Origin of the sequence: Halomonas sp. QHL1, from assembly GCF_001882345.1 — a bacterium.
Taxonomy (GTDB): Bacteria; Pseudomonadota; Gammaproteobacteria; order Pseudomonadales; family Halomonadaceae; genus Vreelandella.
In genome coordinates, this window is record NZ_MINL01000001.1 from 1,387,395 (window position 1) to 1,407,828 (window position 20,434).

Annotated in this window: 21 protein-coding genes; 11 read left to right on the top strand and 10 right to left on the bottom strand. The window is 54.8% G+C overall.

Annotated elements, in window-relative coordinates:
- Window positions 1-8 precede the first annotated feature (8 nt).
- The 4 genes from trpD to QHL1GM_RS19650 form a co-directional block, all read right to left on the bottom strand.
- Window positions 9-1,028 (bottom strand): anthranilate phosphoribosyltransferase, encoded by a 1,020-nt coding sequence (trpD, locus tag QHL1GM_RS06350; RefSeq protein ID WP_071693714.1) that lies wholly within the window; start codon window positions 1,026-1,028, stop codon window positions 9-11.
- A gap of 37 nt (window positions 1,029-1,065) precedes the next feature.
- Window positions 1,066-1,686: an aminodeoxychorismate/anthranilate synthase component II gene (locus QHL1GM_RS06355; RefSeq protein WP_071693715.1), complete on the bottom strand. Its 621-nt coding sequence runs from the start codon at window positions 1,684-1,686 to the stop codon at window positions 1,066-1,068.
- A gap of 286 nt (window positions 1,687-1,972) precedes the next feature.
- On the bottom strand, window positions 1,973-3,091 hold the full coding sequence (locus QHL1GM_RS19645) for an NADH-quinone oxidoreductase subunit F (protein WP_254795266.1): 1,119 nt from the start codon (window positions 3,089-3,091) through the stop codon (window positions 1,973-1,975).
- Window positions 3,064-3,726, bottom strand: a complete 663-nt coding sequence (locus QHL1GM_RS19650; RefSeq protein WP_254795267.1) for an NAD(P)H-dependent oxidoreductase subunit E — start codon at window positions 3,724-3,726, stop codon at window positions 3,064-3,066. The genes QHL1GM_RS19645 and QHL1GM_RS19650 overlap by 28 nt, the downstream gene beginning before the upstream one ends.
- A gap of 183 nt (window positions 3,727-3,909) precedes the next feature.
- On the opposite strand from QHL1GM_RS19650, the gene QHL1GM_RS06365 reads away from it, so the two are divergent.
- Window positions 3,910-4,830, top strand: coding sequence for a metal ABC transporter solute-binding protein, Zn/Mn family (locus QHL1GM_RS06365; RefSeq protein ID WP_071693716.1), 921 nt, complete (start codon window positions 3,910-3,912; stop codon window positions 4,828-4,830).
- A 31-nt stretch (window positions 4,831-4,861) separates the two neighbouring features.
- Here the strand turns inward: QHL1GM_RS06365 and QHL1GM_RS06370 are convergent, their stop codons facing one another.
- Window positions 4,862-5,599: a phosphoglycolate phosphatase gene (locus tag QHL1GM_RS06370; protein ID WP_071695929.1), complete on the bottom strand. Its 738-nt coding sequence runs from the start codon at window positions 5,597-5,599 to the stop codon at window positions 4,862-4,864.
- Window positions 5,600-5,702: 103 nt separating this feature from the next.
- Between QHL1GM_RS06370 and QHL1GM_RS06375 the strand changes: the two genes are divergently transcribed.
- Complete coding sequence (locus QHL1GM_RS06375) at window positions 5,703-7,001, top strand: NAD(P)/FAD-dependent oxidoreductase (RefSeq protein WP_071693717.1); 1,299 nt, start codon at window positions 5,703-5,705, stop codon at window positions 6,999-7,001.
- Between the two features lie 14 nt (window positions 7,002-7,015).
- Here the strand turns inward: QHL1GM_RS06375 and rpe are convergent, their stop codons facing one another.
- On the bottom strand, window positions 7,016-7,708 hold the full coding sequence (rpe, locus tag QHL1GM_RS06380) for a ribulose-phosphate 3-epimerase (protein ID WP_071693718.1): 693 nt from the start codon (window positions 7,706-7,708) through the stop codon (window positions 7,016-7,018).
- Between the two features lie 268 nt (window positions 7,709-7,976).
- Here rpe and cysP point away from each other — a divergent pair, with 268 nt between their 5' ends.
- Genes cysP through QHL1GM_RS06400 form a run of 4 tightly spaced genes read left to right on the top strand, consistent with a single transcriptional unit; the run spans window position 7,977 to window position 11,786 of the window.
- Entirely contained in the window at window positions 7,977-8,987 is a 1,011-nt protein-coding gene (cysP, locus tag QHL1GM_RS06385; protein ID WP_071693719.1) for a thiosulfate ABC transporter substrate-binding protein CysP, read from the top strand.
- 26 nt (window positions 8,988-9,013) lie between these two features.
- Window positions 9,014-9,868 (top strand): sulfate ABC transporter permease subunit CysT, encoded by an 855-nt coding sequence (cysT, locus tag QHL1GM_RS06390; RefSeq protein ID WP_071693720.1) that lies wholly within the window; start codon window positions 9,014-9,016, stop codon window positions 9,866-9,868.
- The gene (cysW, locus tag QHL1GM_RS06395) at window positions 9,868-10,695 is read left to right on the top strand and encodes a sulfate ABC transporter permease subunit CysW (RefSeq protein ID WP_071693721.1); all 828 of its coding nucleotides are present in this window, start codon (window positions 9,868-9,870) and stop codon (window positions 10,693-10,695) included. Before cysT ends, cysW begins: the two co-directional genes overlap by 1 nt.
- Window positions 10,692-11,786, top strand: coding sequence for a sulfate/molybdate ABC transporter ATP-binding protein (locus QHL1GM_RS06400; RefSeq protein ID WP_071693722.1), 1,095 nt, complete (start codon window positions 10,692-10,694; stop codon window positions 11,784-11,786). The genes cysW and QHL1GM_RS06400 overlap by 4 nt, the downstream gene beginning before the upstream one ends.
- 59 nt (window positions 11,787-11,845) lie before the next feature.
- Here the strand turns inward: QHL1GM_RS06400 and QHL1GM_RS06405 are convergent, their stop codons facing one another.
- Window positions 11,846-12,463, bottom strand: a complete 618-nt coding sequence (locus QHL1GM_RS06405; RefSeq protein WP_071693723.1) for an alpha-ketoglutarate-dependent dioxygenase AlkB — start codon at window positions 12,461-12,463, stop codon at window positions 11,846-11,848.
- Window positions 12,464-12,585: 122 nt separating this feature from the next.
- Between QHL1GM_RS06405 and QHL1GM_RS06410 the strand changes: the two genes are divergently transcribed.
- Window positions 12,586-13,506, top strand: coding sequence for a DMT family transporter (locus QHL1GM_RS06410; RefSeq protein ID WP_254795268.1), 921 nt, complete (start codon window positions 12,586-12,588; stop codon window positions 13,504-13,506).
- A gap of 159 nt (window positions 13,507-13,665) precedes the next feature.
- On the top strand, window positions 13,666-14,259 hold the full coding sequence (locus QHL1GM_RS06415; RefSeq protein ID WP_071693724.1) for a YajG family lipoprotein: 594 nt from the start codon (window positions 13,666-13,668) through the stop codon (window positions 14,257-14,259).
- Window positions 14,260-14,310: 51 nt separating this feature from the next.
- Here the strand turns inward: QHL1GM_RS06415 and QHL1GM_RS06420 are convergent, their stop codons facing one another.
- The 3 genes from QHL1GM_RS06420 to QHL1GM_RS06430 form a co-directional block, all read right to left on the bottom strand.
- Entirely contained in the window at window positions 14,311-14,943 is a 633-nt protein-coding gene (locus tag QHL1GM_RS06420) for a thiopurine S-methyltransferase (protein WP_071693725.1), read from the bottom strand.
- Between the two features lie 55 nt (window positions 14,944-14,998).
- Window positions 14,999-15,634 (bottom strand): TIGR04211 family SH3 domain-containing protein, encoded by a 636-nt coding sequence (locus tag QHL1GM_RS06425; RefSeq protein WP_071693726.1) that lies wholly within the window; start codon window positions 15,632-15,634, stop codon window positions 14,999-15,001.
- Between the two features lie 88 nt (window positions 15,635-15,722).
- Entirely contained in the window at window positions 15,723-16,052 is a 330-nt protein-coding gene (locus tag QHL1GM_RS06430) for a DUF1820 family protein (protein WP_007113264.1), read from the bottom strand.
- A gap of 263 nt (window positions 16,053-16,315) precedes the next feature.
- Between QHL1GM_RS06430 and QHL1GM_RS06435 the strand changes: the two genes are divergently transcribed.
- Genes QHL1GM_RS06435 through QHL1GM_RS06445 form a run of 3 tightly spaced genes read left to right on the top strand, consistent with a single transcriptional unit; the run spans window position 16,316 to window position 20,416 of the window.
- Entirely contained in the window at window positions 16,316-17,539 is a 1,224-nt protein-coding gene (locus QHL1GM_RS06435) for an acetyl-CoA carboxylase biotin carboxylase subunit family protein (RefSeq protein ID WP_071695931.1), read from the top strand.
- A gap of 30 nt (window positions 17,540-17,569) precedes the next feature.
- The gene (locus tag QHL1GM_RS06440; RefSeq protein ID WP_071693727.1) at window positions 17,570-19,627 is read left to right on the top strand and encodes a hypothetical protein; all 2,058 of its coding nucleotides are present in this window, start codon (window positions 17,570-17,572) and stop codon (window positions 19,625-19,627) included.
- A 30-nt stretch (window positions 19,628-19,657) separates the two neighbouring features.
- On the top strand, window positions 19,658-20,416 hold the full coding sequence (locus QHL1GM_RS06445) for a TlyA family RNA methyltransferase (RefSeq protein ID WP_071693728.1): 759 nt from the start codon (window positions 19,658-19,660) through the stop codon (window positions 20,414-20,416).
- Window positions 20,417-20,434: the final 18 nt, after the last annotated feature.

The following is a 20,434-nucleotide window of genomic DNA, read 5'->3' on the forward strand; positions in this document are numbered from 1 at the left end:
TTAAAAAACTAATGTTTAAAAACGCTGGTGAAGTGAAAAAGCTCTTTAAGTTTCTCAAGCGGCAGTTTGGAGGCTTGCGCGTCCTGGGCCACCATCACGCCCTCTTTTAAGGTATCTGCAACGCCCGAACAGTAAAGCGCGGCCCCGGCGTTTAGCGCGACCATATCGGCAGCGGCACCTTCACCGGAAAGCGCAGCCTTGACCAAGCGCAGGCTGTCTTCGGCACTGGCGGCTTTCAGCGTTGCCAAGCTCTGGCGCTCAATGCCCAACTCTTCAGGCGTAATGGTGTACTGGGTAATCTCACCCTCTTTTAGCTCAGCTACCAAGGTGGGGCTGGCCAGAGAGATCTCATCCAGGCCGTCCTCTGAATGGACGACCATCACGTGGCGGCTGCCCAAGGTTTTCAGCACTTCCGCCATTAATGGCACTAATTCCGGGGCGTACACACCCAGCACTTGGTTGGGTGCGCCAGCAGGATTGGTCAGCGGGCCCAAAATATTAAACAGCGTGCGTACGCCCATTTCCCGGCGCGGGCCAATGGCATAGCGCATGGCCGGATGGTGGTTGGGTGCAAACATAAAGCCTACGCCCACCTGCTCAATACAGCGCGCTACCTGGTCAGGCTTGAGATCCAGGTAGATACCCGCCACATCGAACAGATCAGCGCTGCCCGAAGACGACGAAACGCTGCGATTACCGTGTTTAGCGACATGGGCACCAGCGGCAGCGGCGACAAAACTGGCAGCCGTGGAAACGTTAAACAGGTTGGCGCCATCGCCACCGGTGCCGACGATATCCACGATGTTTTCGGCATTCAGTTCAACGCGCTTCATTAGCTCGCGCATTACCTGAGCAGCGGCGCTAATTTCAACGGCGCTTTCGCCTTTCATGGCTAGGCCTACCAGCAGGCCACCAATTTGCGCATCGCTGGCATCGCCGGTCATGATTTGGCGCATCAAGGCGTGCATGGCATCGAAAGAGAGGTCTTCGCGGCGCATCACCGCATTAATCGCATCTCGCATTTGCATGAGCAGAGGGGCCCCTAAAAGCGTGTGAAACCGGCCATCAGCCGCGTTTTAAAAAATTGGCCAACAGCTCGTGGCCTTGGCGGGTAAGAATCGACTCGGGGTGAAACTGCACCCCTTCAATATCCAGCTCGCGGTGACGAAACCCCATGACTAAACCGGGGGTCACATCGTCATCGCCTGTCCAGGCAGTGACTTCTAAACAGTCGGGCAGGCTCGCTTTATCGACCACCAGGGAGTGATAGCGGGTAACCTCAACAGGGTTATCCAGCCCTTCAAACACGCCGTGATTAGCGTGCAGCACGGCAGAAGTTTTGCCGTGCATGACCTTCGGAGCGTGCACGACCTTGCCACCATAAACCTGACCAATCGCCTGATGCCCCAGACAGACGCCTAAAATAGGCAGCCTGCCTGCAAAGTGATTGATGGCGGCCATGGAGATTCCCGCTTCGTTGGGCGTGCAGGGTCCCGGCGATACCACCAAATGCGTCGGCGCCAGCGCTTCGATTTGCTCAATGGTGATGTCGTCATTGAGGTGAGTGATCACTTCCGCACCCAACTCACCCAGATACTGGACGATGTTGAACGTGAAGCTGTCATAATTGTCGATCATCACCACTTTCTGCGCTGCCTGTTTCTGCACCGACTGAGCTTGCGCCATTGCCCCACTTACTCCATTGCGTCATTTCGACCACAGATGAAACCGCTAATACGGTGATGATACCGCAACCGAGCACTCCCTTGCAGGCTTAAGTGCCACCTCGCGTGTCTTCCCGCGTCAGCCGACAGGCTGCATACTTAAACTCGGGTATTTTGCCGTAGGGGTCGAGGGCCGGGTTGGTGAGCAGATTGGCAGCGGCTTCCCGTACGCGTTTGGCGACCTCCCATAGGGTTTCCCGGGGGCAAGCGGTTACCTCAACACCATCTAAGGGTTAATGCGAAGGAGCTCACGTCGAACTCCCTTTTGCGCTAGCCTCTGGGGCATCGCTGACAATAATCTGCTGCTGGGCAAGCTCGCCTCGAAAGTCTTTCAGCAGCCCCAGCACGGGATTGGGCGCTGCTTGACCCAAACCGCAAATTGAGGCGTCCTGCATCACCTGCGCCAGCCGGGTGAGCTGGCCAACGTCCCAGTCAGCACGCTCCAGCAGGGTCAGCATTTTCTCAGGGCCTACCCGGCAAGGGGTGCACTGGCCGCAGGATTCGTCGGCAAAAAACGCCAGCAGATTGGTTGCCACTGCCTGCAAGTTATCCTGCTGGGAGAGCACGATCACCGCCGCCGAGCCTATAAAACAGCCGTGAGCCTGAAGCGTATCAAAATCCAGTGGGATATCCGCCTTGCTAGCGGGCAGAATTCCGCCAGACGCGCCGCCGGGCAAGTAACCCGCCAGTTGATGCCCTGCCGCCATACCTCCGCAGTACTTATCGACCAGTTCGCGTAGGGTAATACCCGCTGGGGCAAGGTAAACACCGGGATATTTTACCCGGCCAGAGACCGAAAAACTGCGCAGCCCCGAACGGCTATGGCGACCTTGGCCAGCAAACCATTCGGCCCCCTGCTGCCAAATCGGCGCAATCCAGTACACCGTCTCAACGTTATTGACCAGCGTCGGGCAGCCAAACAGCCCCTGCTGCGCCACATAGGGTGGCCGATGGCGAGGCTTGCCGGGTTTGCCTTCAAGCGACTCAATCAGTGCCGACTCTTCACCGCAAATGTAAGCGCCCGCACCTCGGCGCAGCACGATATAGCCCGGCGCAACCAATCCCGCCTGGACAAGCTCGCCAATCGCTTCACTCAGCACCCGGCGAAGGCCGGGGTACTCATCGCGCAGATAGATATACAGCGCCTTGGCCTCCACCGCCCAGGCGCTGATCAATGCGCCTTCCAAAAATTGATGAGGCGATTTTTCGAGATGATAGCGATCTTTAAAGGTACCTGGCTCGCCCTCATCAGCATTGATCACGCAATAGCGTGGCCCAGGCTCCTGACGCACAAAGTGCCACTTTTTAAAGGTTGGGAACCCCGCGCCGCCGAGTCCTCTTAAGCCTGCTTTGTCCAGCGTCGCCATAAGTGCGTCAACGCTGACGCCCCCCCCCCGCGGCAGTCAGCCAGCAGCTGATAGCCACCCGCTTGCTGGTACGCCTCCAGGCGCTGCCATATAATCGCCTCTGGTTGAAAATGGCCGGTATCTACGACTGCCTCAACGCCTTCTGCGGTGGCAAACTGCACATGGTGGTGGCCCACTTCAACCACCGGCGCGCTATCGCAACGGCCCATACACGGGGCGCGCAGCACGCGCACCGTCTCTGGATCTAAGCCTTTTTCCAGCTTAGCTTTAAGCTGGGCCGCGCCAGCTAACTGGCAGGAGAGCGAATCGCATACCCGCACCGTGGTGTCGGGAGGTGGTGTTTGGCCGTCGTGCACCACATCAAAATGGGCATAGAAGGTGGCAGTTTCGTACACTGCCGCCATGGGCAGATTCATATACGTCGCTAGGGCCCGCAGTTCAACCATCGACAAATGGCCATGGGCATCCTGAATAGCGTGCAAATGCTCAAGCAGCTGATCGCGTTGGCGCAAACTGGGCTGCTGGCGTTCGTCGCCCAGCAGCGCCCTCAATGTCACCAGGGCGACGGGAGATAGATCACGGCCTCTGGGATGGCCGAGCCGACGCCGCCAAGAAGAAACCGTTTGGTCAGTCATAAAGCACGCTACGCTTAGGAGTGTAATACTGTTCAGCATAGTGGCACTTTTCCCTGTAGGGAATTCTCCCTTGGGTAATACCTCTTGCGGCCTGCCGTTACATTGGAACTGGCAACGGGCCACCGCAGTCTTTATTATCTGCCGTCTTTTTTCGATAGTTTTTTAGCCAGTTAGGAGCGTGGGATGTCAAAGCGGGTTACCTGGGTGTGTACGCTCTTATTCGTCGCGCTGATAAGTACTGCGCCAGCCTATGCCAACACAACATTACGCGTCATTGCTTCTTTTTCAGTCATAGAGGAATTGGTCAAACGCGTGGCGGGCGATACGGTTAGCGTCAATGTCATCGTTCCACGCGGAGAAGATGTTCACCGCTGGGAGCTAACCCCGCCCAACGTCCTGGCACTTGAAGAGACCCATATCGTGTTTTATAACGGACTTGGGCTAGAACCTTGGATACGCCATATTGAAGCGATGTCTGACGACCAGCTAACGCTCGTGGAAGTGGCCAAAAAGGCCGACTACACGCCGTTGATGATCTCGACTGGTGAGTATCAGGGCGAGCCAGACCCCCACATGTGGATGGATCCAGAGGGAGCTGCGGCCTACATTGATGTCATTGCCGAGACCCTGGCCGAGCATCTTCCCGACCAGGCCGATGAGTTTTATACCCGTGCTGAACAGGCACGCAAGGCGCTGGACAATCTTAATCTAGCGGTGAAAGAGCGCCTCGAGGGGATTCCACAAACTAACCGCACGTTACTGACCAGCGAAGCAGGTTTTGGCTATTTCGCCCGTGCCTACGCCTTTGAAGCCCTGGGGGTGTGGGGCGTTAATCACGAAACCCAAGGCAGCGCCGAGGCCATGGCCAAGATGAGCGAATATCTTGCTAATAATCGCCCACGCCCTCCAGCGCTGTTTTTTGAAAGCACTACGCCCAGCATTCATATGGACGCCCTGTCACGGGAAGCATCGCTTCCCCTGGCAGGTCCGCTATATGTCGACTCGCTGAGCGGTGCAGACGGCCCGGCAGCCAACTACTCAGATATGTTGCACCATAACGCAGAGGTCATGCACACCGCTTTAGGGGGCGCTACGGCTGAGTAACCGGTACTTGGCGATTAATCAAACGCCTGTGTCATCTGGGAGGGGTTATGAGCAATTCGGTTAACGAACTGAGCACTAGATCGGGGTGACTGTTTTCAATCGGCTCACCGTGATTATAACCGTAGGGTAGCGCCAGGGTGGTAAAGCCCGCCGCCTTACCGGCAGCAATATCGTGACGTGAATCGCCGACCATCACACACTCAGCTGGCGGTATTTGGCAGTGTTGAGCAGCGTGCAGCAGCGGCAATGGGTGGGGCTTCTTTTCGGCTAGAGAATCACCGCCGACCCATAGGGTAAAGAAGTCCAGAAGCTCGAAGTGCTTTAGCAGCGGCTCAATAAAGTGCTCGGGCTTATTGGTGATCAGCACCAGTGTCATACCCGGCCGATGCAGTGCCTGCAGTGCTTGCTTTACCCCAGGGTAGAGCGTTGTCAGAGTGTTGGGGGCAGCGCCGTAGTGCGCCATAAACGCATCATAGGCGCGCTGCTGTCGTTCTGAACAAGGCGTTGGCTCAGGCGTGTCCCGCAACGCCCAGGCCAGCGCCCTTTCCACTAATACCGGCGCCCCATTGCCAACCCAGTCTCGGACTTTTGCTTCGCCCGGCTCTGGCAGGTCAAAGTCGTTTAACATTTTCCCCACTGCGGCGGAAAGGTCGGGCACTGAATCAATTAGCGTGCCATCCAAGTCAAACGCAACTAGCCGTTTACCCTGTAGTATGGTGTGTAACTCTGAATAGTGTATTGGAAGCGCCTTCAATGCTCTCTGCCTCATCTTCATTAGAAAACCATCTTACCTGCTTAGGGCAAATGTTCGCATTAGTAAGAAGCGTAAGAACCTTCTATGCTGGGGCTAATTTAGTTAAGGAGGTAGTGATATGCCCACTCCCAGAATCGTGATTGTTGGCGGCGGTGCGGGCGGCTTAGCCCTCGCCACGCGATTAGGCCGCACCTTAGGTAAGCGCAAACGCTCTGAAATCGTGCTGCTGGATCGCAATACCACCCACGTATGGAAACCGCTGCTCCACGAACTGGCCACCGGCGTACTCAATTCCAGCATGGATGAGGTGGATCTTCGCGGGCATTCATCTGCTCACTTCTACCGCTTTCAGCGCGGCTCTCTTAGCGGGATAGATCGCGAGCAGCAGACGCTGCAATTAGCGCCGATCCATGATGAAGATGGTCAAGAAGTGCTACCCGCCCGCGAGCTTTCCTATGACTACCTGGTCATGGCTATAGGCAGCGTTTCCAATGATTTCGGTACGCCCGGCGTGGCGGAGCACTGCCACTTTATTGATTCGCCCCAGCAGGCCAAGGCGTTCCAGCGCGATATGATCAACACCTTTCTGCGCTATACCGACCCCAATCTTCGCCAGCATACTCAGTTGACCATTGGGATTGTGGGCGGCGGCGCAACAGGGGTAGAGCTTGCGGCTGAATTATTTGATGCTTCGCGCATGCTCAATGCTTATGGAGTGACGGCATTAGATAACCAGCAAATCAGCGTTCACCTGCTGGAAGCGGCGCCGCGCCTGCTACCGGGGCTTTCCGAGCGGGTTAGCCAAACGGTGAAAACAGAGCTTGAGAGTATGGGTGTAACCATCCACACCGACACCGCTATTAAAGAAGCTCAGGCACATCAGTTAATCACCGATGACGATGAGGTGATCAAGACCGACATCAACGTGTGGGCAGCGGGTATCAAAGCGCCACCGTTTTTGGCTGAGCTAGGCCTAACGACGAATAAGAAAAACCAAATTGAAGTAAAACGCACCCTGCAGAGCGTCGATGATGAGAAGATTTTTGCCCTGGGCGACTGCGCCAGCTGCCCGATGGGGGAAGATAGCACCGTTCCGCCTCGTGCCCAGGCGGCTCACCAGCAGGCCAAACTGCTCGCCAAAAACCTGGTCAATCAACTAGAAGGCAAACCGCTCGTCGATTTTCGCTACCGCGATCACGGCTCGCTAGTATCTCTAGCCCGCTACGATGCAGTGGGCAATTTAATGCGCAGCTCCGCCTCCCGCGGCCTGTTTTTAGAGGGCTGGCTGGCTCGCCAAGCCTATGCGTCGCTCTACCGCATGCACCAGCTCTCTATTCATGGGGCGCCGAAGACAGGGCTAGCGTGGCTGGTCGATAAGCTTAATCGCTACTTAAAACCGCGCATGAAGCTGCACTAAACGACACTTGCTTATTACCTGGCCATCGCCGCCCGCATCTGCTTGATCACCGTGTCATAGCCGTGCGGGTCGCTGGCTTGGTGGGCACTGAATATGGCGGAACCCGCCACAAAGGTATCGGCGCCCGCTGCGGCGATCTCTGCAATATTATCCACTTTCACCCCACCGTCGATTTCCAGGCGCATATCAAATTCTGACGCATCAATCCTCGCCCGCGCTTCGCGGAGCTTATCGAGCGTGCCGGGGATAAAGGATTGCCCACCAAAACCTGGGTTAACGCTCATCAGCAGCACCATATCGATCTTATCCATCACATAGTCGAGATAGGAGAGCGGTGTGGCCGGATTAAACACCAGACCTGCTTTACAGCCGCCATCACGAATTAGCTGCAGCGAGCGGTCAACGTGCTCAGAGGCTTCGGGGTGAAAGGTGATATAGCTGGCGCCCGCTTCAATAAACTCGCTGATCATGCGGTCTACCGGTTTAACCATCAAATGCACATCAATCGGCGCCGTTACCCCGTGCTTACGCAGTGCTTTGCACACCATGGGACCGATAGTGAGGTTAGGCACATAGTGATTATCCATTACGTCGAAGTGCACCACATCCGCGCCTGCAGCCAGCACGTTATCCACTTCTTCGCCTAGCCGGGCAAAGTCAGCCGATAAAATCGAGGGGGCAATCAAGAAATCGTGCGCAGCGGTCATATTCCATTCCTGCTTATTAATCATTAGACGAAGAGTAGTCACTCGGCACACCTGCGAGTATGCAGGCAAGAGAGCAAAGTCAGACCGCTATCTTATCAGAGCCGCTTAGCAGAACCACGTATCAGCGTCTGCGCATGTCATCACACATATATTCTTAAATAGAATATAAAACATGATTGTAATTCCACATTGATAGATTTAACCTTGCCGATATTGCGACACTACTTTTTGGCGATACTTTGCGCTTACTGTTTTAAGGAGCTTCTCTATGGCACTGCCCACAATTTTCCGCCGCAGCCTGATTGCCATTGCGCTAGGCGTTACGGTAAGTGGTACCGCCGCCGCCCAAGAGCGGGAACTGCTCAACTCGTCTTACGATATCGCTCGCGAGCTGTTTGCCGCGATCAACCCAGAGTTTCAAGCCTGGTGGCAGGAAGAGCACGGTGAAGAGATCGCCATCAGCCAGTCTCACGGCGGTTCTTCAGCCCAAGCCCGCGCCATTCTGCAGGGCCTGCGTGCCGATGTGGTGACCTTTAACCAAGTGACCGACGTACAGGTACTCGCCGATGCAGGGCTGGTAGCCGAAGATTGGCAAGATGCCTTTGAAAATAATGCGTCGCCCTACTACTCCACCACTGCTTTCTTAGTGCGTAAGGGCAACCCTAAAGGTATTGAGAGCTGGGACGATTTAGTCAAAGAAGATGTGCAAATGGTCTTCCCCAACCCGAAAACCTCGGGTAACGGCCGCTATACTTACTTAGCCGCCTGGGGCTTTGCCGAGAACGAGTTCGATGGCGATGAAGAGCAAATCGAAGAGTTCATGCGTACCTTCTTAGCCAATGTAGCGGTGTTTGATACCGGCGGTCGTGGTGCCACCACCAGCTTTATCGAGCGTGAAATTGGCGATGTGCTGATTAGCTTCGAGTCTGAAGTTAACAACATCCGCAGCGAGTACGGCAGCGACGATTACGAGGTGATTGTGCCGCCGGTCAGCATCTTGGCTGAGTTCCCTGTTGCAGTGGTCAGCGAAAATGCTGAGCGCAACGGTAACAGCGATCTGGCCCAAAGCTACTTAGAGTATCTCTACACCGAAGAGACTCAGCGCCTGCTAGCGGGTTTCAACTACCGGGTGCATAACGAGGCCGTGGTCGAAGAGTTCGCCGACCAGTTCCCGGAAACCGAACTGCTTGAGGTGGATGAAGTGTTTGGTAGCTGGGATGAGGCGATGGAGACCCACTTTGAGGGTGGCGCCCTTCTCGACCAGCTACAGCGCCGCTAATATTCACTCATGAGCCAGCCTGAACTATGAGTCAACTTGCCACCTGGCGAACCGGCAGCACACGCGTGCTGCCGGGTTTTGGCCTTTCTATGGGTATCAGCGTGCTGTTTATCTCGCTGGTACTGCTGCTGCCGATTACCGGCCTGTTTGGCCAGTTAGCAGGGCTTAGCTTCGCCGAATACTGGGCGATCATCACCGAAGGTCGTGTAGTGGCCAGCTATATGGTCACTATTGGCGCGGCCGCCGTTGCGGCGATTGTCAACGCCATATTTGGTTTATTACTGGCGTGGGTGCTAGTACGCTACGACTTCCCAGGCAAACGCTTACTTGATGCTTTAATGGATCTCCCCTTCGCACTACCCACCGCCGTGGCCGGCATTACCCTGGCAACGCTGTACGCCAGCAGCGGCTGGATGGGTAGATTGCTGGAGCCGCTAGGGTTTCAAGTCGCTTATACCTGGGTGGGTATCGCTCTGGCCATGGCCTTTACCAGCATCCCTTTTGTAGTTCGCACGGTGCAGCCGGTACTGGAAGACTTGCCCGCTGAGGTCGATGAAGCCGCTATGTCGCTGGGTGCCACCGACGGGGTAGCCTTTCGCCGCGTGATCTTGCCGCACATCTGGCCTGCCTTGGTGACCGGCACGGGGCTAGCGTTTGTTCGTTCGCTGGGCGAGTTCGGAGCGATCATTTTTATAGCCGGAAATATGCCCTACGAAACGGAGATCACCGCACTGATGATTTTCGTCAAGCTGCAAGAGTATGACTATGCGGGGGCCTCGGCGATTGCTTCGGTAGTGCTGTTTGTCTCGCTGGCTCTGCTACTGGCGATTAATGTTTGGCAGGGCCGCTTTGTTCGCCGCCTGCATGGAGGTAAGGGGTAATGCGTCGAATTGGTGATGCGCCGCTTATCCGGCGCCTGCTGATAGGTGCCGCCTTGGTACTATCAGCGCTGTTTTTGCTGTTGCCGCTGGTGGCTATTTTTGCTCAGGCGTTGTCCGAGGGCGTTATGGTCTTCTGGGCCAACGTGAGCAACACTTTTACCCTGCACGCGATTGGCTTAACGCTGATGATCGCGCTGTTAACCATCCCGGTGTGCCTAGTATTCGGCGTTGCCCTGGCGTGGCTGGTCACTCGCTTCAGCTTTCCTGGGCGGCGCATTCTGCAAACGCTGATCGATATTCCGTTTGCGGTCTCGCCCGTTGTTGCTGGCCTTATTTACCTGCTGCTGTATGGCCGCAACGGCTGGATCGGCTCTTGGCTGGACGGCTATGATATTCAGCTGATGTTTTCTTGGCCGGGCATTCTCATGGTGACCATTTTTGTTACCTGCCCTTTTGTGGCCAGGGAACTGATCCCGTTGATGCAGGCCCAAGGCTCCCGTGAAGAGGAGGCGGCGGTGACCCTGGGTGCTTCCGGCTGGACAACCTTCCGTCGCGTAACGCTGCCCAACATCCGCTGGGCGCTGCTATATGGCGTTATCCTTACCAACGCCCGGGCTGTGGGGGAATTTGGCGCTGTATCAGTGGTCTCCGGCGCTATTCGCGGTAAAACCAATACACTACCCCTGCACCTTGAGCAGCTGTATCAGGATTATAACGCCGTGGGGGCGTTTGCCTGCGCGGCCCTACTCGCCTTTATTGCCCTACTGACGCTCGCCGCCAAGGCCGGGCTGGAATGGCGCGCAGCGCGCCGGGAGGCATTTGCATGAGCATTCACTTACACAATATCGCTAAGCACTTCGGCAATACGCAGGCGTTAGAGCCAATCAACCTGGATATTCACGAAGGTGAATTGGTAGGCTTACTCGGTCCTTCGGGCTCGGGCAAGACCACGCTGCTGCGTATTATCGCCGGCTTGGAAAATGCCGACCGCACCGCCCAGCCGGGTAAGATTCTGTTTGGCGATCGCGACGTGACCAACGTGCATGTGCGCGACCGGCGGATTGGTTTTGTTTTCCAGCACTACGCGCTGTTTCGCCATATGAGCGTCTACGACAATGTGGCCTTTGGTCTGACCGTGCTGTCGCGTAAACGCCGTCCCAGCAGCGGTGAGATTCGTGCCCGGGTGTTTAGGCTACTTGAGATGGTCAAGCTGGAGCACCTTGCCAATCGTTACCCTGCCCAACTTTCGGGCGGCCAGCAGCAGCGGGTGTCGCTGGCCCGCGCGCTAGCCGTGGAGCCGGAAGTATTGCTGCTGGACGAGCCGTTTGGCGCACTCGATGCCAAAGTGCGCCAGGAGCTACGTCGCTGGTTGCGTCATCTTCACGATGAGCTCAATTTCACTAGTGTTTTTGTCACCCACGACCAGGAAGAAGCGCTGGAGTTATCTGACCGTGTAGTGGTGATGAGCAATGGCCGAATTGAACAGGTTGATACGCCCGACGAGCTCTACCGCACGCCGAAAAATCGCTTTGTGTTTGAGTTTTTAGGTGATGTGAACCATCTGGAAGGCAAAGTGACCAACGGCGTACTCACCTGCGGCGACGCCTATTGGCACGTTGATCTACCCGATGGCCATGAAGAGCTACTGCTCCGCCCCCATGAAGTGCGGCTAACCGAGCAACCCACTTCTGAGAGCCATCTACCGGTCACCATCACGGCGATCTCGCCAGTGGGCGCCGAAGTGCGCGTGGAGCTAGAGGCTGATTGGCTCGCCCAGCCTTGGCTTGCTACCGTGCGTCACACTGACTTTGAACACTTGTCGCTACGCCGCGGGCAACGCTTATTCGCCCACCCCCGCCACTGGCGACGCTTCCCAAAAGTCACTGCAAAAACCACAGAGCAGATACGCGTCGCATAAAGCCTAATAAATAGCCGCCCGTTCCAGGGCGGCTAGCGTTTGGCTTTAGCCAGAGTAGTTCAGAAGCGCATTTGCCTAAACGTTAGGCTCACCCGCGGCTCGATATCTTTCTTGGTTTTAGGCAGGCTATGTAGCCAGTTTTGCTGTGTAGTACCTTTCATAATTAACAGACTGCCGTGCTCTAGAGTAAGCGACACACTCTCCCCTGTTCTTTTATGTTTAAACGAGAATTTCCTTTCGCCGCCTAAGGTCAACGCCCCGATTGCCCCATTCTCAACAAGGTCTTTTTCGGCATCACTGTGCCAGCTCATGCCTTCCTCGCCTGAACTATAAAAATTACCTAGGCACGAATTAAACCCCTCTCCGCAGTGGCTCTCCACGACCTGTTTAAGCTCACGCAAAAAGTCTGGCCACACTAACGCCATTTTTGTGTAGCCGGAGTAGGTATAGGAAACCGGCTTGTCTGCATACCAGGCTATTTTCCTCTTTGTAACGATCTCTTTACCGTAAATAAACGCGCGATCATGCTCCCAGCTTAGTTCGCTTATACATTTATCTAAATACATAGCGGCTGTGGCCGTATCAAGGATTTTGCCGTGGTAATAAGCCGCCCCATCCTGTGGAAGCAGATTAATCAACTTCATATCGTCGTTTTCAAACAGATCTGTATACGTCATAGCTGTGCCTATTCTGTGCTCAATACAAAGACAGCAAGAAACGGGTTTTTCTCATACTAACGGGAAGCAATACTGAACGCCATGGGGCAAAGCTCCAGGGTCTGGCCGAGGTCTGTTGGCTAATGGGAAACATTGAAATGGGGCACAAAATGAGAGCAATAGACTATATACGACTACTGTCGCTAGCAGCTATCTGGGGAGCAAGCTTTCTTTTTATGAGAATCGCCTCACCGGCGATAGGCCCAGTCAACACAGCATTTTTTAGAGTCTTTTTTGGCCTCATCGGTTTGGCTTTTATCATCGTTATCATACGTAAAAGCCTGGCGTTCAGAGATAAACTAGGGAAAATTTTGATTTTGGGTGCCATTAACTCTGGTATCCCATTTCTTATGTACAGCATAGCAGCAACATTACTACCTGCTGGCTATTCAGCGATTCTAAATGCGACAACGCCTTTAACAGGTGCCCTGATTGGCTTTTTTATCTTTAGCGAGAGTTTAACTATAAAAAAATGGCTGGGAGTAACGCTAGGAATTGTCGGTATCACAGTTATTACCACTGTGGGTGATTCAAATATCGTTGGTAACATTTATATTGGCATTACTGCTTGCATCATAGCCACTATTGGTTACGGCTTTGCGGGGTTTCTTACTAGAAAATGGATAACCCAGCAGGGCGGGCTGGATCCAACGTTAGTGGCGTTTGGCAGCCAACTAGGCGCGACCATTTTTCTCGCCCCATTTTTGCTTTGGAACCTTTCATTTGGCCCCAGCATTGATTGGCTTCAAGGTGATGTTTGGATCAGCCTGCTGGCCGTCGGTTTTGTATGCACCTCTCTAGCCTATATTCTGTATTTTAGATTGATCGCTGACATTGGGCCGTTACGCTCGCTCACCGTTACATTCTTGGTGCCTCCCTTCGCTGTGTTATGGGGCTTTTTAGTCCTCGATGAAACGATTTCCAGCGGATTCTTACTTGGCTCTTTGATCGTTTTACTTTCCGTTTGGCTAATCGTGAGTCCCGATTCTCAAAAAACAGCCTAGCGCACTAGCTGACTTCACTTCTTTCGCAATAGCAGCGGCCGTGCCATTTCAATAAACAATGAGTCGTTAAAAGTAGCTGAACAAAGTCGCAACGCCAGAACATACCGCCAGCGCGCTACCCGCGTTATACTGGCGTTTTAGCCATAGCGGAGGAAGACCATGCTTCGGCGTCACTTTTTACGAATTTCAGGTGTACTACTTGCCAGTGCATGGCTTGCCGGTTGCACCAGCCCCCAATACTTACAGCTCAGCCCTGAGCGCAGTGCGCAGGTGCCGCAAGTTGGCTCTGGCCAGCAGGTTACTGTGATTGCCCAGGATGGCCGTGAGAGCGACATTATAGGCAATCGTGCTGGCGGCGGTATGTCGACGGCGCATATTACCGTGAGCAGTCACGAGTTAATTCCCCGTCTCCAAGAAGAAGCCGAGCGCGCCGTGCGGGATATGGGCTTTAGCCCTACCACCGAACAGGCAGAGGGCCGACCGAGCTTAACGCTGGAACTAGCCAGCCTGAACTACGCCCGCGGCGATAGCGGCCAGCCGCTGGTCGATGAAGCGCGTCTTGAAGGTGTTTTCCGCGCTGTTGCTCAAAACAAGGGCACCACCTATACCGGCACCTACACCTCGCGCCGTACCCAGGGCTATGCCCTTAAACCCGATGCCGATAGCAATGCGCGAATGTTAAGCGATCTACTTAGCGATGGCATGAACCGCGCTTTTAGCGATCCAGAATTGGGCCGTTTACTCGCACGTTAAGAAGTATCTTCTTCCCAGAATCACTTCAGACTCGGGCTGCGTCTTTTACCACTAGAGACGCGGCCCGCGTCGTTCAAGTGCCCACACACTCTCTGTTCGGCCACGCCCATCAGGGCTGCCCTCTTCGAGAAAAGTTAGCGCGAAATTTGGAGTAAAAAGGCTTTCGATCTCGCTTGCGGGTACGCTATAAGGCGGCCCAGCACTGCCATCGGTATGCGACAAACTAATCAACAGGCCCTTGGCGCCAGGCGGCACCAACTGCGCAAGGTGGAACGCATAGCGCTGCCGAGTTGGTGGCGGTAACGCTATCAGCGAGGCGCGATCATAAAACGCGCCAATCTCGGCAGCCTGCTGAATATGTAGGTGAAAAAAGTCACCGCACCATAATTCCACACTGCCTTGGCGGGAAATCGTAAAGCCTGCCTGACGGTAGCGGGATACCGATGTGCTCCGCTGTAGCAAAAACTGCTCAATGGCCTCTGGGGCAAACTCTATACCTAGAACTGGGTGCCCTTCATCCGCCAACCAGCGCATATCAAGACTTTTACCGCACAGCGGCACCAGCACCTTGGTGCGATTAGCCACACCGAGCGACTTCCAATGGCGCAGCAACGCTGGGTGCGCCTGCTGGAGGTGAAAGCCAATACGCCCTTCTTGCCAGCGCTTGCGCCATTGATCGCTCATTATTTGGCCACCGTGAAGTCGATTGCACTATCCGTAGAGGGGACTTATCGCGCTTTTAAAACCAACGGTCACGCTTCTTACGCCGACGAGGAAGGTGCGGCACAATCAGCCCAACCAACAAGCCCGCGCCAGCGACGCCGCCGCCGTACATGAAGTAGCGCATCAGCAGGTCTTCTTCTTGGGTCTCCAAGCGAGCCTGAAGCCCTCTTACCTGCTGGCGCGACTGCTCTGCCTGGCTATCCAGCTCTTGATTGCTCGCCTCAAGCTCGGCTATACGGCGTTCACGCACCTCAAGGGTTTCGGTCATCGAGGAAACACGCTGTTCCCAAGCTTCGTTGATGCCATCCAGCTCAGCAGTTAACTCTTCTACCTGGGCCTCTAAAGCGGGCAGCTGTTCAACCGCACTTGGTGTTTCTTGAAGCTCATTGCTCAATACCCAGACCGCATTTCCATCGCTGTTGCGTACACGCGTGTAGTCACCGCTGGTTTCCAACACCTCTACCTGTTCGCCTGCATTGAGCGTGCCAATGATGCGATAACCATCGGTTGGGCCGCTGCGTACATAGGTGCTTAACTCATCGGTCACCCAGGCTTGGTTCGCGGATTGGGCCGTGGCATTGAAGCTGGTAACACTGAGTAAAATGCCAGCCGCAGCGGCGTAATTTCGATAACGAATTCTATTTACTAGCATGACATCATGTCCTGATTAAAAACGCTGCAAGGCGGACGAAGCCAGCAGCGCTTATCGCTTAACTGAGCGGTGCGCTTGTCTCATACGCTTACCCTTCGCCGCGCGGGGGCAACGGAAAGGGACGGGGGAACTCTGCTACCCGGGCATCGGTTTTGACCGCTTTCAATGGCCCTTCACGCTCTACTTCATCAATGCGCACAATAGCATTTAACGGTAGGTAGCTACGTTTGACACCATCGAAGGTTCGTTGCAATTTTTCAGTTGCAGGGTCAACCACTACCCGTGAAGCATCGTCAAAGACAAACTCCTCGACTTCAATAAAGCCCCAGAGTTCGCTTTGAAAGATCTCTCGGACGTATAAATCCCAAATTTCACCCTGCTGGTGAACCACCACACGGTAGATCGGCTTGGCCGCCATCTTGGCCTAATCCTCTTGCCATTCGTACATTAAGTTGAACCGCCTAGCTTACCATATTCCCACCGCCGCGCCTTTAGGGCCTGTTGACGTTTCATCGCGAACCGCGTCGTGAGTGAAACATCAACAGGCCCTAGGCTAACCCTTTAGCAAGCGTAGCGTTAAGGCTATGAATAATGAGCTCATTAGCCGCGCATGGCCCCCTCGTGTATGGTGGTGAGCGTGATTTGGCAATTATGTTCGCTCACCAAGTAGGAGTCATCAACATGCAGAAGGATCCCAATAAGGGCTATATCGCTTTATTAGGCTGGAGTCTCAATGCGATTGAAGCGGCCGAGAATTTTGACCGTCGCTACATTGTCGTTGCACCCGATTGGGCGGAAGAGTATTGCCAAAAACACGACATTCCCTACGTGCCTTGGAATTTCGAGCGACTCAATGACCGCTCAATGGAAATTGCCGAGACCCTTAAAGAAAAAGGCGTCGATGTCGCCATTCCGCTTTACGAAGAGACCGTTGAGTGGGCAGGGGCCATCAACTCTGTGCTACTGGATAACCCGCGCATTTACGGTCAGTCGCTGCTATTGCGCGATAAGGCGCTAATGAAGCGTCGTGCCCAGCTAGGCGGCATCCGCGTGGGTATTTTTGAAGAAGCCCACGATAAAGAAGATGTAGTACGCTTTCTAAAGCGCGTTAATCAGACGCTGCTAAAGCTGGACGGCGACCCCAACGACCCGATTCACCTGAAAGCATTTGATAAAGCAGGCTGTCTTGGTCACCGCGTTATTCGCACACCAGATGAAGTCGATACCATCCCCGATGAAGAGTTTCCGGTGTTGATGGAATCGCACCTGGATGGCTGGGAATTTGCCGTTGAAGCGTGGGTTCACGATGGCAAAATCGCCTTCTTGAATATTTCTGAATACGTGACACTTGGTTACTCGGTGTTTGTGCCCGCATCGCCTGAGCTCGAGATTTACCGCGAACAGATCACTCAACAAATTGAAAAGCTGATTAAAGCGTTCGATATTGAGTTTGGTATGATCCACCCGGAATACTTTGTCACCAGCGATGGTGAGATGTACTTTGGCGAAGTGGCTTACCGTCCGCCCGGTTTCAAGGTGTTTGAACTGCTAGAGCGTGTTTACGGCTTTAACGCTTACGAAGCTTCAATGCTGGTGTTCGACCCGAAAACCACGAAAGAAGAAGTAGCCAACTTCTTCCCCAAAGAAGTGGTCGATGCCGATGGCTTTGCCGGTTGCTTTGGCGTTTACCCCCGCCGTCGTGTGGTCAGCCGCTTGGAAATTCCCGAAGAGACCGAAGATCACCCCTATTTTGAGTCTCATGAGCTAACCTCACCAGTAGAAGAAACCGTTACTAAACGCACCGCGTTTGGTACCCATTGGGGTCTGATCTACTTTAAAGGCGAGGATGCGCATACGATTCGCGATCTGCTAAAACGCCAAGAAGATCTCGACTTCTATGTATAATCCCCGCTAACGCAGGGATAAGGAGTCACCGTGGAGACTGATCAAGTTACGTCTTCTCAAGAAGATAGCAAGCTCAATGGACTGTTGAGCAACTTTGACGATGCCGTGCGCCTGCTAACCCAGGCGCCAGCCTTCTCAAAACCCGCCAAGCTGCCGCGGGTGATGGACACTGCGCGGCGAGTACTGCTTCAGGATGGCGGTTGTGAAGCACTGGAGTCCCGCGCGAAAGCGTTTGAGGACTCTGGTGTTTTTTTGGGCTCCGATTGGGAAACTCCCCAATACCTGGTACCGACCCTGACGACCTTCTCGCTGAAAAGCGCGGACGCCAATGTGGTCGTCATTGAGGCGTTAAGCGAGCTTCGTCTCCTGGCTGTCGCTAAAGGCGATTTTGAGCACCCGCTGGTTTCCGCAGAGCATGCACACCACTACCTTACGCAGGTAATGGCGATTAATTTATGGCTGTTGTTCTTGCCGCCCAGCGAGGCGGAGCGGGAAACCCAAGGTCGACTGGCGACTATCCCCCGCCAGCTTTTCCAGCACTTAGCTGAACGAATTGGCTACGAGCATATCGTTGATCGCCTGATTGATGAGATATGGCGCATTTTAAAACAGCGCCCTATTCAAGTTGATTCGATCAAACAGATGATCACCCAAATTGCGCTATGTCAGGCCAATCCAGAGATTGATCTTGGCGCTAGCGGCCAGGGCGCTGACCGTTTGGTGAGTTCGCTTTACGGGCCCACCCAAGCCTGTCGTGAAGACCCCGGTGTCGACGTATACCGTGATCGATTGGAGCATATGGATCAGGCGGCGCTGCAGGCTGAATCTACCGGTTTTGCTCGGGCGATGCACGACACCGGCCTGGTATCGCCGTATCACGCCGTGCTGTTACGTCATCTACTCGAAGAGGGTGACCACTTACTCTCCGAGGCGCTGGGCCTTTCATCGACTGGCCGCGACTGCCTTCTCTGCTATCGCGAACTGGTTCAAGCGCTGATTCGTGGCGGCGTTTATCCTGCCACCGCTCAAGCGGTTTACGGCTTGGCGCTGATGCTTGAACGCGGCATTCTCTATCAGCCGCCGGTTGCGCCCGCCATGTGGCGTCAGCTTAACCTACCGCTATCAGAGTGGGCGCAGTCGCGACTGACTATCGCCTATGGCGATACTGTCTCTCCCCGCGCGCGCCTGATTGAAGGTGTACTCTGCATGCTGGGATTGCCGCTAGGCGTTGGGCAGGGTAACAATCCTACCTGCCAGTCAGCACGGGCACTCTCCATGTGGGCCTACAACGACCCGGATTATCTGCTGCAGATGGTGGCCTGGGCAGCCCGCGACGACGAAATCATCATGCATTTTGAGGGACAAGCCATTTCATCAATGGCGAGCCTCTCCGGTGTGGCGACGCAGCTCCCCATGGATCTAGATCCGGTTTCGCTGATTGTCGTACCGCACCTGGATCGCATTTACGCTGAAATGGGTCGGCGCTGTATTGGCCGCGAAGGCGATCCCCATCGCTGGGTAAATCCTGAATTTCACGGCTGGTGGTCAGGGCGTGGCTTTCTTATCAATGTTGATGTCGCCACCGGTCAGCTAAGCAATGTGGACGACTTTATACGCCACTTCTTTGCCTACTATCACCCCTACTACAATGGTAACCAGCCGCTGATTCATCCCCAGCCGGCGGGTATTGCAGTCACCGATAGCGCGGCGCGTTTCATCGGCTGGCACGCGATTACCATTTTGCGGGCGTCCCTCGACCCGACTGATGTCATGCGGATTTATTTCTACAATCCCAACAATGATAGCGGTCAGGATTGGGGCGATGGCGTTATTGTCAGCACATCGGGCAATGGCGAACGCTTTGGCGAGGCCTCGCTTCCTTTCGAGCGCTTTGCATCGCGGCTGTATATTTATCACTACGATCCCCTTGAGCGCGTTGACATAGCCGACGTCACCAGCGAAGAGGTGGAAAATGTTAAACACTTCCTGCACCGGAGCTGGGGAGCTTCACGCCTTCCACCTATCGAACTGCAGGCGGATCAAGGCTCCAATTCAACCCTAACCAATTCGCCCCCAGACGTGGGGTAATCGGCTCTTTTACCGACACTTTCAACCACTATGATGCGACTCGATCAACTGTTGGTCAGCCAGGGGCTGGCCAACTCGCGCACCCGCGCCCAAAGGCTTATCCGGCACGGGCGGATACGGCTTGCCGAGAACGGTAAGCCGTTAACCAAAGCCTCTGAAAAGTGGCCCGACGATACCCGGTTTGAAGTAGAAGACGACCCCGAAGAGCGCTATGTGTCCCGGGCAGGGTTGAAATTAGAAGCAGTGCTCACAGCGCTTGAGCTGCGTTTTGACGACGCTGTTGTGCTGGATATAGGCCAATCAACCGGCGGCTTCAGCGACTGCGCGCTGCGCTTTGGCGCCCGGCACGTGATCGGTGTAGAAGTTGGCCACGGTCAGCTTGCACCTGAGTTGCACGGCGACCCGCGCGTCACCTGCCTTGAAGGGGTAAATGCGCGCGCGATGAGCAGCAGCCAAGCCCTCAACAGCGTGCTGGTCACTCATCCCATTGATAGCGCCATCATGGACGTTTCATTTATCTCCCAAACGCTGATTCTGCCCGAGATTGCTGCCCTGCTGCCATCAGGCGGTCAGTTGATTTCACTGGTGAAACCGCAATTTGAGCTAAGCCCCGGCGCCCTGGATAAACGCGGCGTAGTACGCGACCCTAAGCGCTTTACAGAAGTAGAAGCCAACATACGCAGCGCCTGCGAAGCTTGCAGACTTACCATTCGCCACTGGCAGGAGAGCCCAATTACCGGCGGCGACGGCAACCGAGAATTTCTCCTACACGCAGTAAAAGAGACTTAAAAAAAGAGGCTTAAAAGT

Coding starts and splice junctions, on each gene's coding strand:
- trpD (WP_071693714.1), bottom strand. CDS start 1,028: ATGCAAATGCGAGATGCGATTAATGCGGTGATGCGCCGCGAAGACCTC.
- QHL1GM_RS06355 (WP_071693715.1), bottom strand. CDS start 1,686: ATGGCGCAAGCTCAGTCGGTGCAGAAACAGGCAGCGCAGAAAGTGGTG.
- QHL1GM_RS19645 (WP_254795266.1), bottom strand. CDS start 3,091: ATGGCGACGCTGGACAAAGCAGGCTTAAGAGGACTCGGCGGCGCGGGG.
- QHL1GM_RS19650 (WP_254795267.1), bottom strand. CDS start 3,726: ATGACTGACCAAACGGTTTCTTCTTGGCGGCGTCGGCTCGGCCATCCC.
- QHL1GM_RS06365 (WP_071693716.1), top strand. CDS start 3,910: ATGTCAAAGCGGGTTACCTGGGTGTGTACGCTCTTATTCGTCGCGCTG.
- QHL1GM_RS06370 (WP_071695929.1), bottom strand. CDS start 5,599: ATGAGGCAGAGAGCATTGAAGGCGCTTCCAATACACTATTCAGAGTTA.
- QHL1GM_RS06375 (WP_071693717.1), top strand. CDS start 5,703: ATGCCCACTCCCAGAATCGTGATTGTTGGCGGCGGTGCGGGCGGCTTA.
- rpe (WP_071693718.1), bottom strand. CDS start 7,708: ATGACCGCTGCGCACGATTTCTTGATTGCCCCCTCGATTTTATCGGCT.
- cysP (WP_071693719.1), top strand. CDS start 7,977: ATGGCACTGCCCACAATTTTCCGCCGCAGCCTGATTGCCATTGCGCTA.
- cysT (WP_071693720.1), top strand. CDS start 9,014: ATGAGTCAACTTGCCACCTGGCGAACCGGCAGCACACGCGTGCTGCCG.
- cysW (WP_071693721.1), top strand. CDS start 9,868: ATGCGTCGAATTGGTGATGCGCCGCTTATCCGGCGCCTGCTGATAGGT.
- QHL1GM_RS06400 (WP_071693722.1), top strand. CDS start 10,692: ATGAGCATTCACTTACACAATATCGCTAAGCACTTCGGCAATACGCAG.
- QHL1GM_RS06405 (WP_071693723.1), bottom strand. CDS start 12,463: ATGACGTATACAGATCTGTTTGAAAACGACGATATGAAGTTGATTAAT.
- QHL1GM_RS06410 (WP_254795268.1), top strand. CDS start 12,586: ATGGGAAACATTGAAATGGGGCACAAAATGAGAGCAATAGACTATATA.
- QHL1GM_RS06415 (WP_071693724.1), top strand. CDS start 13,666: ATGCTTCGGCGTCACTTTTTACGAATTTCAGGTGTACTACTTGCCAGT.
- QHL1GM_RS06420 (WP_071693725.1), bottom strand. CDS start 14,943: ATGAGCGATCAATGGCGCAAGCGCTGGCAAGAAGGGCGTATTGGCTTT.
- QHL1GM_RS06425 (WP_071693726.1), bottom strand. CDS start 15,634: ATGCTAGTAAATAGAATTCGTTATCGAAATTACGCCGCTGCGGCTGGC.
- QHL1GM_RS06430 (WP_007113264.1), bottom strand. CDS start 16,052: ATGGCGGCCAAGCCGATCTACCGTGTGGTGGTTCACCAGCAGGGTGAA.
- QHL1GM_RS06435 (WP_071695931.1), top strand. CDS start 16,316: ATGCAGAAGGATCCCAATAAGGGCTATATCGCTTTATTAGGCTGGAGT.
- QHL1GM_RS06445 (WP_071693728.1), top strand. CDS start 19,658: ATGATGCGACTCGATCAACTGTTGGTCAGCCAGGGGCTGGCCAACTCG.